We start from the raw sequence: 18523 nt of genomic DNA, 5'->3' as shown, positions 1-18523 counted from the left end.
TAAAAAACAGGTGTCATAAAGAAATTTCTGCAATAACTTTACAACACCTGTCATAATAAAAAATCACTCTGGTAGTGCTTTTTTATTTACTTTTCCGATTGGTGTAACTGGTATTTTATCTATCCTCATTATTATTGTTGGAATCATATATGGAGGTAGATGCTCATTTAAATATTCTCTAACTGCTCTTTCATTTACCTTATCACTATCTTTATCATCAATAACATAATAGGCACATATATACATATCTCCATCATCATTTGTCCTTGATATACAAACAACACTTTTAATTTCTGCAATATTGTTTATTATATTTTCAATCTCATATAGCTCTATCCTAAACTCATCAATTTTTACTTGATTATCCATTCTTCCAATATAATCTAAATTTCCATCATCTAGCCATCTTACTAAGTCACCAGTCCTATACATTAACTTATTATATTCACAAGTTTTATAAGGATTTTCTACAAATACTTGCTCTGTTAACCCTTTTTTATTTAAATAACCTCTTGATATTTGAATCCCTGATAGACATAACTCTCCTGGAACTCCAATTGGACATAGTTTATTCTTTTTATCCAATACATACGCATAAGTATTAAATATAGGTTTACCTATTGGTATTTTTCCGTATTCCTTATCTACATGGAAAGAAGTTGATACAACAGTAAATTCTGTTGGCCCATATTCATTATACAACTCATAGTTACGTTTTCTATACCCTTTTAGTCTTTCTCCCCCAGTCTGTACAACTCTAAGTGAACTATTATTACAATTTTGTATAAACAATTTTGCAAATGCTGTTGGTAATGCTAAAATAGTTATATCATTTTCCTCACAATATTCATTTACTGTATATTCATCAAACTTAGCTTCTTCAGGCATAATATTTATTGATGCACCTATAAGCAAATATGGAAATAACTGTTTCATTACAGCATCAAAGCTAAAGCTTAAGTATATGCCACATATATCATCTTCTGTAGCATTTATTACTTTTACACTATAATAGCACATATTTACTAGACTTTTATGCTCTATGGCTATAGTCTTTGGTCTACCAGTTGAACCTGATGTAGATATCGTATATGCACAGTTTGATGGTGTTATTTCTGCAGTCAATTCATATCCTATTTTGAATATATTTTCATTATTTATATCAAGTACTATAGTATTTTCATTTACAACTTTGCATCTAAGTTCATCTGTAGTTATCACTACTTTTGCATTACTATCTTCAAGAAGATAATTTAATCTTTCCTCTGGATTGCTTGTATCTATTGGAAAAAAAGCTCCACCTGATTTCATAATCCCTATTGCTGTAATAATTATATTAATATCTCTTGGTAACATTACAGCTACTATATCTTCACTTTTTACTCCGATATGATTTAAATAACCTGCAAGTTTATCAGTTAACTCATCTAATTCTCTATATGTTAAATTTCTATTTTCATCTCTAACTGCTATATTATCAGGTGTTATTTTAGCTTGTTCTCTAAATAAATCAATGTAGTTTTTATCATATGGAACTTTATATTGATTATTATTGAAGTCTTCTAATAATACTTTTTCTTCTTTCTTACAGACAAATTCTAAATCCTCTATTAAAATATCGTTATCTTTTATTATTTGTTCTATTATATAATCAAATTGATTCAGTATTCTTCTAATAGTTTCTCTTTTGTATATAGATGGCTTATATTTTATTTTTATTTTAAGTGCCCTCTTTGTATATACTATTACAGATAAATCATATCCTTTTTTTTCTATGTCATAGTCATATGATAAGTCAAAACTTTTAGCTACAAATATGGTATTTATAAGTTTAGTATTTAGATGATTTTTATTCTCTATATCTGATAATAAATAATATCCATATTCTAAAGACCTACTCCATTGTCTTTTTAACTTTCGTACAACATCTATAAATTTCTCACTTTGTCTTACCTTAACTCTTATTGGAATTATATTTATTGTTTTTCCAAAGACTACATCATCTTCATATATATATTTTTGAAGTATAAGACCATATATAGTTTCTATGATAGAACTTATGCTGATATTATTATTTTTAGAATACCGAATTAATCTTTCATGTTTCTCAATATTCATCTTAAAAACTTCATCTACTACTTCATCAGAACAGTCTTTATAAAAAAAATCATTTGGAATTTTTGCTATATTTGTATAATCATCTAACAAATCCATCCAATAATTCATAGCTCGTTCTAAATTAACTTCATACATATCAAAATTCCCCCTTACTACTAAATCTATAGAAAAATTCTTTTGGAATTTTATTTTCGCGATACAGAAATATATCAATAATACATATGCAAGCTCTAAACACATGAGCTTGCATAAAATTATACTTATTATAACTGCTAAATTCTTAATATTTTCAATGTTTAAAATATATTATAACACATATATGATTTTATTTTTCTACATTTATATAATATATAAATTATAAATAGTTATTTAATTAATATATAACAATACCTTTTAGAATATGATATATTATATTAATTAAAATTTTTTAAGATAAGTTATATTTATTGGAAGGAGCTATATAAATGAATATTTACGCTCATAGAGGTTTTAGTGGAAAATATCCAGAAAATACTATTTTAGCTTTTAAAAAATGTTTGGATATGGACATATATGGAATAGAACTTGATGTTCATAAGACTAAAGATGGAAAAATTGTAGTTATTCATGATGAAAAAGTTGATAGAACTTTTAATGGACATGGATTTGTAAAAGACCTTACTTTAAAAAAACTAAAGACTCTAAATTCATCTTTTGAAGGATATCAATACAACAAAGAATGTAAAATTCCAACTTTAGAAGAAGTATTAATTTTAATTTCACCTACAGACCTTATTTTAAATATAGAACTAAAAACTGACAAGGTGAACTATCCTAATATAGAAAAAGATGTTTTGGGACTTATTTTAAAATACAATATGAAAAATCGAGTTCTTATATCTAGTTTTAATGGCAATAGCTTGAAAAACTTTCATAAATTAGACCCTAGTGTAAAAACGGCATTATTGTGTTATTTACCTATAAACAATGTAGTCAATTTTGCTAAATTTCTAGGTAATAGTTACCTTCATGCACCTTTAATTTTAGTAAATGAATCTCTTGTTGAACTTTGCCATACAAACTTACTTGGTATCAATGTATATACTGTAAATGAAGAGGATGATATGCTACATTGTCTAAAGCTCAATGTAGATGGCATTTTTACTAACTATCCAAATATAGCTTCAAATCTTTTAAGTTCAAAACAATATAGTTAACCTTACAATGTTTGTACTCCTTGACTTTTATATAATTAATATGTACAATTTTATTAAATTTATCTTGGAGGTATAGCTATGGATAACTTATTAAATGAACTTGAAGCTTTAAAAAGTAATTTAGATAATCTACCAATAGAAAAAATAGAAAATTATGATTTGAGTAAAACTGCTTTATTTATAATTGATGTCAATAATGGTTTTGCAAAACAAGGAGCTTTATACTCTCCTAGAGTAGAGTCTTTAATAAAACCAATTGAAGCATTTACAAAAAAAATAGCAAATAAATTAAATCGAATAATAGCATTTACTGACTCCCATACTTCTAAGTCTATAGAGCTTTTGAGTTATCCTGTTCACTGTTTGGAAAATGATATAGAAAGTGAATTGGTTGATGAGCTTAAGTCAATAAATAATCTACTAATTCTTCCTAAAAATTCTACTAATGGATTTTTTGCATTAGAACGTTTAGATTTTGATGATATAGACAACATAATTATAGTTGGTGATTGTACAGATATATGTATATATCAATTTGCAATAACTCTAAAAGCCTATTTTAATCAATATAATATTGAAAAAAATATAGTTGTACCTATGAATTTGGTAGATACTTATGATATCCCAAATGTTCACTCTGCAGAACTTTTAAACTTAGTATTCTTTAATAGTATGATTCAAAATGGTATCAAAGTATTAAAAGAAATACATTAATAATCCAATATTTTATACAGTATATTATGTAATTAATAAATGAGATATTTTCAATAAAAACTTTAATATAAGAATACAGTTTTAACAAAGACATCATTACTTATAAATATTATTTGCTACAACTAGCTTATACAATATAAAAAAATCGCAATTTACATATTCCTTACATGTTTTTGTAAAAAATATAAATTGCGATTTTTATTTTTAAGTTATATAACTAAATAATATTGCTTCAATAGTTAAATTTACTTTTTAATAATCATACTTGTTTGTAGTCTCACACATAACTACTTTTATCTTTTTGTTGAACATATTCTTATATTCTAATAAAAACTCATTTAATTCTGAGTCCATAAGATTTATTTTTTTATCACTACAAAGCATTATTTTTTCTTGGTCTATTATTACATTAATATCATTCAAGTCATTTTTTATGAATGTTGTTATACAACTTTTTGGCTGAATTTTTTCACCATATTTCTCATAAAAACCTGCACTCTTCTTAAACGATTCTAAATCTTCTGTAGATACTTTACTTGAAGTATTATCACTCATAAAACCTGCTGTAGAAGGGTCGATTCCAAAGTTTCTAAGTTGTTTTTCTACTTCTTCAGTGTCCATACCATATCTCTCCATAAATTGCTTTTGTATCTTCATAAACTTTTCTTGAGATATGTTGTTATCTCTCATATAATCAAATATTTTTCTTGAAAACTCAGCCATAGACATTTTTCCATCCATAACAGAAAAATATAAGTTATATATATATTGCTCAAATTTATCTACATCAGAATCTTTAACTTTGTTCTTCAGTTCGTTAAAGTCTATTATTCTATCATCAGACATTCTTCATCCTCCTAGCTAAATTTTTACTTGTATAAGATTATACCATATTTCCATTATATTTATATACACACTATTTTTTTAATTTAATCATTTTTTCTGTAGCATTTAATTCACACATTCTACCTAAAGGAATAGTTACCATTGGGATGCAATGTCCAGACTGAAGATTATATACAGCTGGCTTATTTACCTTCCTTGCAAATTCTTCTAATAATTCTATCAAATCCTTTTCTTCAATACAATCTTTGAAATCTCCAAAAATTATACCATTACATTCCTCAAGTTTTCCTGAAGAATATAGTTGGGTTAACATTCTATCTAGTTTATATTGAGATTCTCCAATCTCCTCAATAAATAAAATTTTATCCTTTGCATCTATTTCATACTTAGTTCCCATTGTAGCAATTATTAAGGATAAATTTCCTCCCATTATTATTCCCTCTGCTTTACCTTCACATACTGTGTAAATCTTTTCTTCTTTTGGGTTTTCTAAATAGAGTTCATCTTTAAATTCTAAAGCATTTATTAGAGATTTATAGGTAAACTCATCCCATTTGGCTACATTTGCTGCCATTATGCCATGATATGGTAAGAGACCACAATTTTTATAGAAAGCTAAGCTTAAACCTGTTATATCAGAAAAACCTATAAATGGTTTTGGATTTTGCTTTATTATATCATAATTTATTTTGTCCAATATCCTTGTTGTTCCATAACCTCCTCTTAAACACATAATAATATCTACATTTTTGTCTAAAAACATATCTTCTATATCTCTAGCTCTGACATCATCATTACCAGCTAAATACCCTTTATAATTTAAACTACAACTTTCGGAAAATTTAACTTCATAACCATACTTCTCTAAATTAGACTTTATTTCTTCTAAACTTGTATTTCTCAATGGCCCAGATGGCGCAATTATTCCTAACATTTAAACACCTCTTATTCTAAAATGATATATTTTTCCTCATGCTAAATCTATCTACTATAATTATAAGATATTTTATTTGTACTTGATACAGAATAATGATTTACATTAAATAATATAATTAATGAAGAAAAATAAATTTTTAATATAGTTAGGATGTGTTTTATGCTTAATATAAAAGCTCTTTGTAATGAAATAAATGATTGGGTTATAAATATCAGGAGAGATTTACATAAAACTCCAGAACTTGGATTAGAAGAGTTTCAAACTAAGAAAAAAATCATTAAATATTTAAATGAAATAGGTATAAATTACATTGAGTATAAAAATCATACTGGGATAACTGCATATATAAATATAAATCCAAATTTTGAAACAGTTGCAATAAGAGCCGATATAGATGCATTACCTATAATAGAAGAACTCAATTATTCTTATAAATCCATCAATCTTGGTAAAATGCATGCATGTGGTCATGATGCACATACTGCTATTTTACTTGGCACTTGTAATATACTATTTAAATTAAAGGATTATCTAAATGTAAATGTAAAATTCTTTTTTCAACCTGCTGAAGAAACTATTGGTGGTGCTAAACTTATGATAGAAGATGGTTGTCTGAAAAATCCAGATGTTAAATATATATTTGGCCTTCATGTAAATCCCAATATCGATAAAAATTTAATTGAATTAAAATATAACACTTTGAATGCCTCCACTGATACACTTCGATTGACTGTACATGGTTCAAAGTGCCATGGGGCTTATCCACACCAGGGTATTGATGCTATAGTTATATCTGCTCATATCATAACTGCTCTACAAACAATAGTCAGTCGAAATACAAATCCTACCGATTCTGTGGTTATTTCTCTAGGAAAAATTGAAGGCGGAATCAAAGAAAATATAGTTTGTGATAAAGTTATTATAAAAGGAACTTTAAGAACTTTAACTCAAGAAACTAGAAACTTTTCGAAAAAACGAATTAAAGAAATTTGTGATTTTACTTGTAAAACATTTGGAGGAAGTATTTCTGTTGAAATTGAGGAGGGTTATCCAGCACTTATAAATTCAAATCATCTGGTAGATTATGTTAAACAAAATGCTATAGATTTGTTTGGAAAAGAAAATATTATCATTAAAGATACACCCACTCTTGGAGCTGAAGACTTTTCATATTTTTTAAGGCACTGTGAAGGAGCTTTTTACCATCTTGGTTGTGCAAATAGCAAAAAAAATATTACCTCTCCTCTACATACATCTACCTTTGACATTGATGAAGATTGCCTTGTTACTGGTGTCATGCTTCATGTAAAAAATATATTAGCTTTTTAATTATTAATATTTATATCTAATAATTTTTTATATTGACTCTCACATGGTGTTAGGTACTATTCTAAAATTACAAATGACAAACCAAATAATTGGAGGTAATATTATGAAACAAATATCAGTAAATCCTATAGGAAAAATACGTGTTCAAGGTGAAGAAATCTTTATTGAATTGGATAAAAAATATATACCCGCACTAAAAGAACTTGATGACTTTGCTCACTTAAATGTACTTTGGTGGGCAGATGGATTTGATAATACCGAATTAAGAAATATTTTAGAAACTCCAAAACCATATAAAAATGCGCCAGATATTATGGGAATATTTGCAACAAGGTCACCTATTAGACCTAATCCAATAGCATTAACTACTGTACAAATTATTAATATAGACCATGAAAATGGTATAATAAAAATCCCATATATTGATGCTAATGACAATAGCCCTGTTATTGACTTAAAACCATATACTCCAAGTGTTGATAGAATTGAAAATCCATCAGTTCCTAAATGGTGCAATCATTGGCCTAAAAGCGTAGAAAAGTCAGGAGAATTTGATTGGGAAAATGAATTTGAATTTTAAAACTATATAATTCTTCCTTTTATTTGCTTTAATATTAGTAAATTATCTTGTATACTTAAATATAAATAAATATAAAGGAGAAAATACATGACAATATTTAGTCTACAAGCAGCAAATTTATTTGGATGGATAGCTATGGTTCTTGGTGTTATCATGTCAATTAATGATAACAAAAAACAACTTCCAAAATTCAAAAATTTAAACTACTTTTTCTTTGCTTTCATAGGCTTATTTTACGCATTTACTTTATTTGCACTTGCTCAAAATTTTATACCACATATATTTAGAATATTAAATTGTATCATTTATATAATAATCCTAATAGCATGTAATAAAATTTCTACAAAGAAAAACCTTAATAGTAGTTTCTGGACATTATTTGGATTTTCAATAAATCCTATTTTATCAATAATTATTGTTTTCTTTATTAAAAATAAAAAATACAATTAAAATAATACATTTCTTTTTGAGAGTTATTTAGCAACTATAAAGTACACTTTTGTACATTAATTATCAGCTTATTTCTTATAACTCTCTATTTTTTTACTTTTATTTCTTATAACTTTCTACTTTTTGCCTTCTCTAACTAATTAATTACAAATCTATATAATAGTTTCTATAAACAATTTAACTTAAAAATGATACTTAACTATGTTAAACTAGTAAATGTAACCACTTATATGTTACAATCTTATATAAATATTATACATAAAAAAATTATACAAATAGATGTACTTAGTATTATATTTTTAATACTAGTTCAGTAATTTTCCAGTTACAGATTTAATAATAATTAATAGTAAGACATAATATTTTTATGACCTTTATTGATTATATTTTTCTGTTATCTGTTATTATCATTAATAATAAATATAAGGGGGTCTATATTATGAAATTATATTTAAGTGCTGATATAGAAGGTACTTGTGGTATTGTAAATTGGGATGAGACAAAACTTGAATGCGAATTTTCACATCACTACAGAACACAAATGAGCAAAGAAATAGCAGCTGCATGTAATGGAGCTACTCAATCTGGCATGTATGAAATACTTGTTAAAGATGCACATGATAGTGGTAGAAATATTAATCCAGACATTTTACCTGAAAATGTAAAAATACTTAGAGGATGGACTAAAGACCCACTAGTTATGATGGCTGGAATTGATGAAAGCTTTGATGCATGTATATTTACTGGTTATCATTCTGGAGCTACTTGTAATGGTAATCCACTTTCTCATACCATGGATATTGATTACGACTATTTTAAAATAAATGATGAAATAGCGTCTGAATTTACTATAAATGCTTATATTGCTGCATATTATAATGTTCCTGTAGCATTTTTAAGTGGAGATGAAATGCTTTGTGAGAGTGCAAAAAAACTAAACCCAAATATAGTTACTATACCTGTATCAAAAGGAATTGGAAATGGTTCAATTTCAATACATCCAAATCTAGCACTAAAAGAAATAGAAAAAGGTGTTAAAAAAGCTTTATCTGGAGATTTATCTAGACACTTAATAAAATTACCTGATAAATTCAAGATAGAAATAAAGTTTAGAGAACATTACAAGGCTTTTAAAGCTTCTTTTTATCCAAATATGAAAAAAATAGATTCTCAAACAATATTATTTGAAACAGAAGACTATTATGAATTTTTAAGAATGTTATTATTTATATAAATTAAGGAGTTGATTAAGATAAGTAATAAAAGAAGAATTCCTTTAGGCGAATTTATTTCTGTATTTTTATTTTTTGCTGTTTTTTTTGGTATAACTTTTTGTATTTTCACGGTTATAGGAATTGGCTTCTTATCATTCTTAGGTTTTGAATATAAATCTCTTGGGTCTGTACTAATTTTCTTTTTAATATATTTTTGTATAACTACCCCAATTGATTTTTTATGCACTACTATTTTAGATATATTTAGATATGTAAACAAATTACCTTACTCATTATATAAATTTTGCGAATTTATAATTGATTTTATACTAACTTTTCTAGCTATGAACATAATTGATACATTTATGGATTCAATAACGATTCCTTTAAGTACAGAAATCTTATTCGCTTTACTCTCTTATCTTTTATCCGAATGTATGGATTTTTTTGATAGAGATAAGAAAAAGTCCTAATAAAAAAGATAGATTTTTTGATAGAACACATACATTAGTGTATCTATTATATAATCTATCTTTATTTTATTTAACAAGTTTTCTTAATTAAAATATAGTTTCTTCTATCTCTCTAGTCATTTGTTTCGCATTATCAAAAAAATCTTCTATATATACTACTTCATCACTCATTCTTGAATATTCAGCTGCAAATGCCATTACATGACTTTGTATAGCCTCTTTCGCTGCTACTCTACTCTTTTCTAATTCTTTATTTAAAACTAATTTAACAAACTCAGAAATAAGATTTCTGTCATATTCCTCTACCATATTCTGTTTATTTGATGGTTTTATAACTATTTCTTCATTTTTTCCAAATTCTTTAATTCTTATCTCATTTTTATTTAAGTCTCCGCCAACTTCACCATGGCTAAACATTAGCTTTATAGTTCTTCCGCTTTCTTTAGTAAATGCACATAAATTAAAAGTAGCTGTCACTCCATTTTCAAACTGCAATATATTTACCATATTATCTACAACATTATTATCACATCTATAGACACATCTTCCATATGGGCTAGTCTCAAGTATTTTTAAAATATTTTCTTCTGTCGGATTTATATGAACAGCTCTGTTTATGCTTCTATCTTTTTCTAGATAAATTTTCTTGGCTGAATATGGACATTTTTTTTCAACTAAACATTGAAGACAGTTCTGTGCCATTTCTCCACTAGCATGTTGGTTGTTAAGATGCTTCAAACTTCCAAATGCAGATATTTTTTTACATCTACTACCTACTAAATATAATAAGATGTCCATATCATGACAACTCTTAGCTAAAATTAAAGGACTTGTTTCATTACTATTTCTCCAATTTCCTCTAGTAAAACTATGTGCAAAATGCCAATATCCTATATTTTCATTGTACTGTATACTAACCAGTTCTCCTAATTTCTTACTTTCTGCAATTTCTTTTAATTTATTATAAAATGGAGAATATCTAAGTACATGACAAATCATAAAAATCTTATCTTTGTACTTATCACATAAATCATTTATATGCACCAAACCATCTAGACTGTTAGACATTGGCTTTTCTAATAATATGTGATAGCCTTTTTCAAAAGCTAGTTTTGCTACATCATAATGTCTATCATCATTTGTAGCTATTATGACTGCATCTGCCATTTTATCTTGTTCAAAAAAATCTTCTAAAGTTTCAAATACGTTTTTGCTATCTAAATTATATTTTTGTGTAAATAATTCTCTTCTTCCTTTTTTAGGTTCAGCTACAGCAACTATTTCACATACATCAGAATTTTCATAAATATATGGAGCATATGCATATGTTCCTCTATTACCTGCTCCAATTACAGCAATTTTCACCTTTTCCATACTTTAATTTATCCCCTTTATATTATTTATACTACTCTATTATAGTCTATTTTTACATACATTTGGATATTTTTAATAAAAGAAACAGCAGTTATAACTTTTCAATTTTAACTGCTGTTTTATACCAGTATATTAAATATTTTCAATCTATATATTATTTAACGTCAATACAAAATCTTAAGTATTAAATACAGACTCTAAACACAATTTTTATTTATCTTATTGCTTTATTATCTTCTATTTTCTTTGTCTAATTTATCTAACTTCTTATTATATAAAAACATATAAAATGCTGCTGAAAATACTATTAAATATCCAACAACACTTAGCATATCTGGATAAACATTGAACAAGAAGATACTTAAAATTGCTGAAAAAATTATATTACTATAGTCAAATATAGAAATTTCCTTAGCAGGTGCATACTTATATGCTAGAGTTATCCCAAATTGACCTAAACTTGCAAATACGCCTCCTAGTAATAAATATATAAGTTGCATAGGAGTCATTGGTTCATATACTGCAAAAGCAATTGGCCCTACAGTAATCAACGAAAATACTGAAAAGAAAAATACAATTGTATAATAATCTTCTCTATCTCCAAGAACCCTTAAACATGTATATGCCATTGCTGCAAATATAGCTCCAGCAATTCCTCCTAGATATGGAATCACTTCTACACTAAATGTTGGTTTTATTATGAATAAAGCCCCTATAAATGCAATTATAATAGCTCCTATCTGTTTTACATTTATTTTCTCTTTTAGAGCAATTGCACAAAATATAACTACAAGAAATGGACTCATTTTATTTAACATGTTAGCATCTGAAAGCATCAATCTGTCAATTGCATAGTAGTTAAATATAACTCCTAAAGTTCCAAATATTGACCTATATAAAAGCACTTTTAAATTTTCCTTTTTACCAGTTAGACTACCTCTATGTTTTATGATAAGCCAAAATGCTATTATGGCTGATACCAAGTTTCTAAAGAACACTTTTTGAAAACTTGGTAAATCCCCTGCTAGTTTTACAAATGCAGACATCATTGCAAAACCAAGAGCTGATAATATTATGAACATTATGCCCTTTATTCGATTTGATTTGATTGTACTACTCATACTTACCTCTTTTCTATATAAATATATAAAGTCATATTAATTAAAGACTTCTACTAATAGATTAAATAATAATTATCTAAATATTCCAATTTATACTATAATTAAAAGTATAAATTATGTCAAGCAACTAATAAAGCTTTTCAATTAATAACAATAATAATTATAATTAAAAAGTTGTATGTTTTTATAGATTATTATTACAATATATAATATAATTTTATATAGTATAGACTTTTTTTAATTTATTATTTAGATTTTTAATAGATTTTTTAATTATGGAGGTATTTAAAACATGGAAATAAAAAGATATGAAGGAACTGGAAGAATGAGTAGAGCTGTAGTTCATAACAACACAGTTTACTTATGTGGACAAACTCATGCTGAAGGTGGAGTAATTGAACAAACTACTGAAGTTTTAGCTAAAATAGAAGATTTATTAAACAAATATGACTCAGATAAACAACATTTATTATCTGTTACTATTTATTTAAGAGATATGAAAGACTTTGAAGCTATGAACTCTGTTTGGGATGCTTGGGTTGAAAAAGGATTTGAACCTGCTAGAGCTTGTGTTGAAGCTAGACTTGCTAGAGAGCATTTATTAGTTGAAATGAGCGTTGTAGCAGCTACAAAATAATTAATTTAACTAACAAGGAGATATAATATTGATATTATATCTCCTTACTATTTTATCCATATCAATTTAATTATTTTCTACAGGCAATATCAATCTGGATGGATATTTACCTCCATGATAAATGACATTTTTTGCTTCTATATACTCAATACTATTATAACCTTCTACAGTGTTGCTATTTTGAAAAATAAAGTTTTTAGCACTAGATGTTATATCTAGTCTAATTTTATGACCAACTTTAAATGTGTTTGATATTTTTGAAGTTATAATTGAGAACTTGTAAATCTCTCCTTCTTCCATAAACTCCGACTTATAAAAACCATTTCTAAATCTAGCACTAAGTATACCATCAGCTAATTTAATTGAATTCCCATCTAAATCTACATCCATGATTTTTATAACCCAGTCAGTATCTTTGGCAGAACTTGATGCAAAGAACTCTAACTTTATATCACCTGTTATAGTAAATTCTTCACTAAAAGCATCTGATGTATAACACAACATGTCACTTCTTTTTTCTAAATCCCTATAGTTATTTGGAACACCAACTTCATTTTCTGACATATCAATTAGTTGTATTGATGGGTCTTTAGGATTATATATATACTTATCACACTTTTCTTCTAAAGCACTATCAAATACTAATCTTCCATTTCCCAAAGATGTGTTAGCATTCCCATCACTTATTAGATATAAAGGCTTATCTATTTTGTTTCTTATTGGCCAATTTGTTTCTGTCTTCCACCTATTAGAACCAACAGAATAATACTCTACTGGAGCAGTCTTATCTATATTGTTTTCTATACCTTTTAAGTATTTATCGAACCATAGCAGATAATTATAATCCAAATCATATCTCAATGAATTATTTCCTAAAGAAATACCATTTATATCTCTTAAAGTATTTGAGTTATGCATCCATGGACCTAAGATAGCCTTTCTCTTTCCTTTTTCATAACCTTTTATTACATCTAAAGCTTCTGTAGTACCCATACCATTATCATCATACCATCCAGATACAACCAATGCTGGTACATTTATTTTACCTTTTTGTGAATGCCAATCCATCATATCCCAATACTCATCTTTTTCTACTCTTTTTAGCCATTCTTCTAGGAACTTAATCCTATACCCAAGAGCTTCAACAGGTATATTCTGTATTGGTCGTATGTTTAAAACATCATCCCAATCATCTCTTACCATTTTACTTCTATCAACTTTATTTCTTGATACCATAAATGCCCATGCAAGCATACCAGATACGAAGGCTCCTCCTTTTCTTGGTATGTCAATAAAAGGACTTCCTGATGTTACTATACTAACTAAAGCTTTAAGATGTTTATTACTTGAAGATGCAGCTGCCCACTGAACATAACCAAGATAAGATGCCCCTAACATGCCAACCATGCCATTTGACCATTTCTGTGATACTATCCAGTTTATAGTACTATCTCCATCTTCCCTTTCATGAATCATCGGCTCCCAATCACCTTCTGATTCATTTCTTCCTCTAACATCTTGTATGACAACAACATATCCTCTTTGTACATATTTATAATATATTTCTTTATCATTTTCTTTTCCATATGGAGTTCTCATAAGAATTGTTGGTGCTTTTTTAGTAGAATCTATAAAGTTAGGAAGATACACATCTGTAGAAAGTTTTATTCCATCTTTCATATCAACCATATAATTTCCACCAAATTTTATAGAATATATCTTTTCATTTTTATGAGTTTTATTCCATTCTTTTAATACAGTATAATCTTCATATCCATCCATAACTAATATAGTACAAGTTTCCCTAGATAAGCATATGAAACCAACTATTTTATTATCCACAATAATTATATCTAATGGAAATTTTTTATTTCTTTGAACCCATATGTATTCATTAAGCCTAGAATATGTCTCTCCTAACTTATTTATAATGACGCTTTTATTTGTATTTATTAAACTACTAGTGTATACATCAAAGTTATAAAATAAAGAGTTTAAATCCATTTTTGTAAGATTTAAATAGTATGCATTTTCTTCTTTACTTATTATTTTTAAACTTTCGATTTTATTTGTAAAAGGATTTAACTTTTCAATTAATAACTCATTATCAAAAACTACATTTCCACTATATAATCCAGATATATATAGCCTAAATTTTAGCAATTAAATCACCTCCTATAATCCCAAAGACATTTTTATAGCATATGCCACTGATATACCTGCATAATTTCCTAATACTCCACCAATTACTCCCATGACCACTGCCACACTTACAAGTGAATTCCATTTTGCAGATGCAGCTACTAAAGCTGAAGTTGGTCCATCAGCAATTGCTCCTACTATAGAAAGTATTACATATTGATACTTTATTTTTAAAAGTCTAGTTATACATAGATGGAAAACAAATGAAGCAAAAATTATGCTAAAACAGTAAAGTGTTATGGTGAAAGTTGAACCTAAAAACTCTTTTATATCTACTGAAAAACCTATAGTACATAAAAAGAATAATGCAACAAATAATCCTAAATCTAAATTCCCTTTTAGCTTTTTTACTGGCTTTAACTGAGCAATTATAATTGAAATAGTTGTAACTAAAAGAATTCTTGCTGCACTACTAAAACTTGAATTGAAATATCCAGAAAGAATTGTTGCAACCTCTGTAACCACAAAACCTATGGCTAACATCCAAGCAATATCTTTAATACTCCACTCTTTTGACTCCATAAATTCTTCATTCTGCTCATCCTCTAATTCTGATTCTTCTACATGATATGGCCAAAGTTTTTTAAACTTCTTTGAATTCTTTAGTATAGCTGGTAGAGCAAACATGAATATTAATGTTGGTACTCCAATTACATAATCTGCTGCATTTGCTGCTGCAAGAGTTTGTCGACTTACATTAAGACCTGTACCAATGGCTGTAAGATTAGCACTTCCTCCAGTATATGTACCTACAAACATTCCAGCAACTTTCCAACCTTCTGATATTTTTTCTGCAAATACAAGTCCAAATAAAAATGCCATTATGCTTACAGTTAATACAGCTACAAAGATTGCAATCAAAGGCTCTTTTGATAACTTTGTCATTTCTTTTAAATCAACACTCATCAACATTATAGTCATAGAGACTGGAATGGCATATGTAGAAATAGTTCCATATAACTCAGTACTTATTGGAACTACTTTTAAGTTTGAAAGTATTATTCCCATTATGATTATTGTAAGTGCTGGTCCTAAACTCTTAATAGCTTTATATCTTTGTAAGTAAAAACCCAATGCAATCATTGATGTCATTATAGCAAGTATACTTCCTGTACTTGAAAAAAGTGTATTCATATTTAACCTCCAATTTTATCATAAGTTTACTTCTATTCCTAAGCCTGGTTTATTGACAAGATTCATAATATCTCCATCCATCACAAATCCTCCAGAGATACCATTTAATTCTTCACAAAACATGAAACTATCAAGGTCAGCTTCTGTTATATTTTTTTTAGATGCAATTAAATTTGCTGCTGCTGTTATACCAATTCTCGTTTCAAGCATGCATCCTAACATACAATTTACCCCACTTGACTCGGCTATGTTATTAATTTTTATAGCAGGGTATATTCCTCCTGATTTCATCAACTTAATATTAAAGGTATCAACTGCATCCTTTTTTATAGCTTTAATAGCATCTATTGGTGAATGTAGTGATTCATCCATCATAATTTTTATATTACTCTTACTTCTTATGTAAGCAGTTCCATCCAAATCCCAATATGGAAGTGCTTGTTCAATTGCATCAACACCAAATTCTTCTAATTTTTTGATAGTATTTATACTACTATTTACGTTCCACCCCTGATTTGCATCAATTCTAATTCTTATGCTTTCTCCAACAGCTTCTCTAATTAATCTCACAGCTTCAATATCATCTTCAGGGTTTATCCCTGCTTTAAGCTTCAATATCCTAAAGCCTTCTTTAACTTTTTCTAAAGCTTCTTTTGCCATTTTTTCTGGTTTATCTATACTTATAGTAATATCTGTTTGAACTTTATTATCAAACCCTCCAAGAACTTTATGAAGAGGTGCATTCATGAGTTTTCCTTTGATATCATATAAAGCTATATCAATGGCTGCTTTTGCAGAAGTATTACCTATTATAATTCCATCCATGATTGTATGTATCATTTCAATATCCAGTGGGTCTTTTCCTATCAGCTCTTTTTTAAACATAAGTAATATTGAAAGTACATTATCCAAAACTTCACCTGTTACTGCTGCAAGAGGAGCTGCTTCACCAAATCCATAATATCCTTCATCAGTTTCAATTTTTAAAATTATACTTTCCCCATATTCAATTACTCCAAATGAAACTACCACAGGTTTTTTTAATCTAATTCTTAGTTTTTCAAATTTTATATCTGTTATCTTCATATTACCCTCCTTTTTGAAGTTATAATTTAATTTTTTAAATTTTATACTTCAAATTATATTATTACTTCAATACATATGTCAAGATAATTTACTGAAAATTTACTATTTTCTAAAATATTCTTCAATAATCTTCTTTTAATTAATATTTCTATGCTAAATTCTTTTTTATTATATTAATTCAACAATAATTGATTTTTATAAATTTTTATTTACATTTAATTGAATTCTAATTATCAAAATATTCTATTTATTCTTATTGCCACTAATTCTATGTTATGCTATAATTACTTTGTTTTTATCGAATATTTATATTAATTTTATTAATTGGAGGTTCTTATGTTAGGTGAAAAGATGAGAAATATAAGAAAAAGCAAGAAAAAAACATTAAGTGATGTTTCCAAATTGACAGATTTATCTATAAGTTATATCTCTCAGATAGAAAGAGATGCTATTGAACCATCATTGTCTTCATTGAGAAAAATTGCTGAAGTTTTAGATACTCCTTTATATATGTTTATGGATGATAATAATACTGATGATTTAGTCATTAGAAAAGAAGATAGAGTTATGATGAAATTTCCAAGAAGTGAAATGTTTTATGAGATAGTATCTCCAATGCCAACATCTGAATTTACTCCTTCAAGTTTACTTGTAGAATTTGAACTTAAACCAGAAAGTGAAGATGCTAAAGATTGTATATATCACGCATCAGAAGAAATCATGGTAGTAACAAGTGGTATGGTTGATATTTGTATGGGGGAAAAAATAATAAGATTGAATACAGGAGATTCAACATTTATAAAAGCCAACATACCTCATAAAATCATCAATCCTAGTAAAGATACAATAGCTCGTGGATATGGTGTTATTTCTCCTCCAATTTGGCCAATAAAATCTAAATAAACACTATATAAAATACATACTTTTTATATATGCTACAAAATAAAAACATTTAAATACTACTTTTACTTTCAAATTGAAGTATTTATTTAAATCTATAATATTTATTTAAACCAAAAAATAGCTATTTGACTAACTAAACCATCTTAATTATGGTAAATAGTAAATAGCTATTTGTAAATTACATTTTAATTTATAATAAGAGTTATGTT

The 18523-nt window shown here is 27.1% G+C and carries 17 protein-coding genes; 9 read left to right on the top strand and 8 right to left on the bottom strand.

Annotated elements, in window-relative coordinates; all coding sequences use genetic code 11:
- Positions 1–63 precede the first annotated feature (63 nt).
- Positions 64–2253, bottom strand: a complete 2190-nt coding sequence (locus Q3223_RS08030; protein WP_054269884.1) for an amino acid adenylation domain-containing protein — start codon at positions 2251–2253, stop codon at positions 64–66.
- Between the two features lie 329 nt (positions 2254–2582).
- On the opposite strand from Q3223_RS08030, the gene Q3223_RS08025 reads away from it, so the two are divergent.
- Together Q3223_RS08025 and Q3223_RS08020 are read left to right on the top strand one after the other, a co-directional pair.
- Complete coding sequence (locus Q3223_RS08025; protein ID WP_074178934.1) at positions 2583–3314, top strand: glycerophosphodiester phosphodiesterase; 732 nt, start codon at positions 2583–2585, stop codon at positions 3312–3314.
- Positions 3315–3392: 78 nt separating this feature from the next.
- A complete protein-coding gene (locus Q3223_RS08020) occupies positions 3393–4028 on the top strand; it encodes an isochorismatase family protein (RefSeq protein ID WP_054269882.1) in 636 nt (211 codons plus the stop codon).
- Positions 4029–4280: 252 nt separating this feature from the next.
- Here Q3223_RS08020 and Q3223_RS08015 read toward each other — a convergent pair whose 3' ends face one another.
- Complete coding sequence (locus Q3223_RS08015; protein WP_054269881.1) at positions 4281–4874, bottom strand: DUF3867 domain-containing protein; 594 nt, start codon at positions 4872–4874, stop codon at positions 4281–4283.
- A 70-nt stretch (positions 4875–4944) separates the two neighbouring features.
- The gene (locus Q3223_RS08010) at positions 4945–5808 is read right to left on the bottom strand and encodes an LD-carboxypeptidase (RefSeq protein ID WP_407811815.1); all 864 of its coding nucleotides are present in this window, start codon (positions 5806–5808) and stop codon (positions 4945–4947) included.
- Positions 5809–5970: 162 nt separating this feature from the next.
- Here Q3223_RS08010 and Q3223_RS08005 point away from each other — a divergent pair, with 162 nt between their 5' ends.
- The 5 genes from Q3223_RS08005 to Q3223_RS07985 all read left to right on the top strand — a co-directional run bounded on the left by Q3223_RS08005 (position 5971) and on the right by Q3223_RS07985 (position 9857).
- Positions 5971–7140: a M20 family metallopeptidase gene (locus Q3223_RS08005; RefSeq protein WP_407811813.1), complete on the top strand. Its 1170-nt coding sequence runs from the start codon at positions 5971–5973 to the stop codon at positions 7138–7140.
- 103 nt (positions 7141–7243) lie between these two features.
- Positions 7244–7720 (top strand): SAM-dependent methyltransferase, encoded by a 477-nt coding sequence (locus Q3223_RS08000; protein WP_054276363.1) that lies wholly within the window; start codon positions 7244–7246, stop codon positions 7718–7720.
- An 87-nt stretch (positions 7721–7807) separates the two neighbouring features.
- The gene (locus Q3223_RS07995; RefSeq protein ID WP_054276362.1) at positions 7808–8170 is read left to right on the top strand and encodes a hypothetical protein; all 363 of its coding nucleotides are present in this window, start codon (positions 7808–7810) and stop codon (positions 8168–8170) included.
- Positions 8171–8609: 439 nt separating this feature from the next.
- Positions 8610–9404, top strand: a complete 795-nt coding sequence (locus Q3223_RS07990; RefSeq protein WP_054269876.1) for a M55 family metallopeptidase — start codon at positions 8610–8612, stop codon at positions 9402–9404.
- A gap of 9 nt (positions 9405–9413) precedes the next feature.
- Positions 9414–9857, top strand: coding sequence for a regulatory YrvL family protein (locus Q3223_RS07985; RefSeq protein ID WP_074178930.1), 444 nt, complete (start codon positions 9414–9416; stop codon positions 9855–9857).
- A gap of 87 nt (positions 9858–9944) precedes the next feature.
- On the opposite strand, the gene Q3223_RS07980 is transcribed toward Q3223_RS07985, so the two are convergent.
- Positions 9945–11231: a Gfo/Idh/MocA family protein gene (locus Q3223_RS07980; RefSeq protein WP_054269875.1), complete on the bottom strand. Its 1287-nt coding sequence runs from the start codon at positions 11229–11231 to the stop codon at positions 9945–9947.
- Between the two features lie 230 nt (positions 11232–11461).
- Positions 11462–12352, bottom strand: a complete 891-nt coding sequence (locus Q3223_RS07975) for a DMT family transporter (protein ID WP_054269874.1) — start codon at positions 12350–12352, stop codon at positions 11462–11464.
- A gap of 292 nt (positions 12353–12644) precedes the next feature.
- Between Q3223_RS07975 and Q3223_RS07970 the strand changes: the two genes are divergently transcribed.
- Entirely contained in the window at positions 12645–12989 is a 345-nt protein-coding gene (locus Q3223_RS07970; RefSeq protein WP_054269873.1) for a RidA family protein, read from the top strand.
- Positions 12990–13055: 66 nt separating this feature from the next.
- On the opposite strand, the gene Q3223_RS07965 is transcribed toward Q3223_RS07970, so the two are convergent.
- The 3 genes from Q3223_RS07965 to Q3223_RS07955 are packed head-to-tail and all read right to left on the bottom strand — an operon-like array spanning position 13056 to position 17411.
- Entirely contained in the window at positions 13056–15152 is a 2097-nt protein-coding gene (locus Q3223_RS07965; RefSeq protein WP_054269872.1) for a CocE/NonD family hydrolase, read from the bottom strand.
- 12 nt (positions 15153–15164) lie between these two features.
- Positions 15165–16325, bottom strand: coding sequence for a DUF819 domain-containing protein (locus Q3223_RS07960; protein WP_407811812.1), 1161 nt, complete (start codon positions 16323–16325; stop codon positions 15165–15167).
- 18 nt (positions 16326–16343) lie between these two features.
- Positions 16344–17411 carry a mandelate racemase/muconate lactonizing enzyme family protein gene (locus Q3223_RS07955; protein ID WP_054269870.1) on the bottom strand — a complete coding sequence of 356 codons (1068 nt, stop codon included), beginning with the start codon at positions 17409–17411 and terminating at the stop codon, positions 16344–16346.
- Positions 17412–17747: 336 nt separating this feature from the next.
- Here Q3223_RS07955 and Q3223_RS07950 point away from each other — a divergent pair, with 336 nt between their 5' ends.
- Positions 17748–18314 carry a helix-turn-helix transcriptional regulator gene (locus Q3223_RS07950; protein ID WP_054269869.1) on the top strand — a complete coding sequence of 189 codons (567 nt, stop codon included), beginning with the start codon at positions 17748–17750 and terminating at the stop codon, positions 18312–18314.
- Positions 18315–18523: the final 209 nt, after the last annotated feature.

It is taken from the genome of Clostridioides sp. GD02367 (assembly GCF_045900275.1).
GTDB classification, from domain to species: Bacteria; Bacillota; Clostridia; order Peptostreptococcales; family Peptostreptococcaceae; genus Clostridioides; species Clostridioides difficile_A.
Note: the sequence above shows the minus strand (reverse complement) of the source record. Positions and strands in the feature narration are given on the sequence as shown.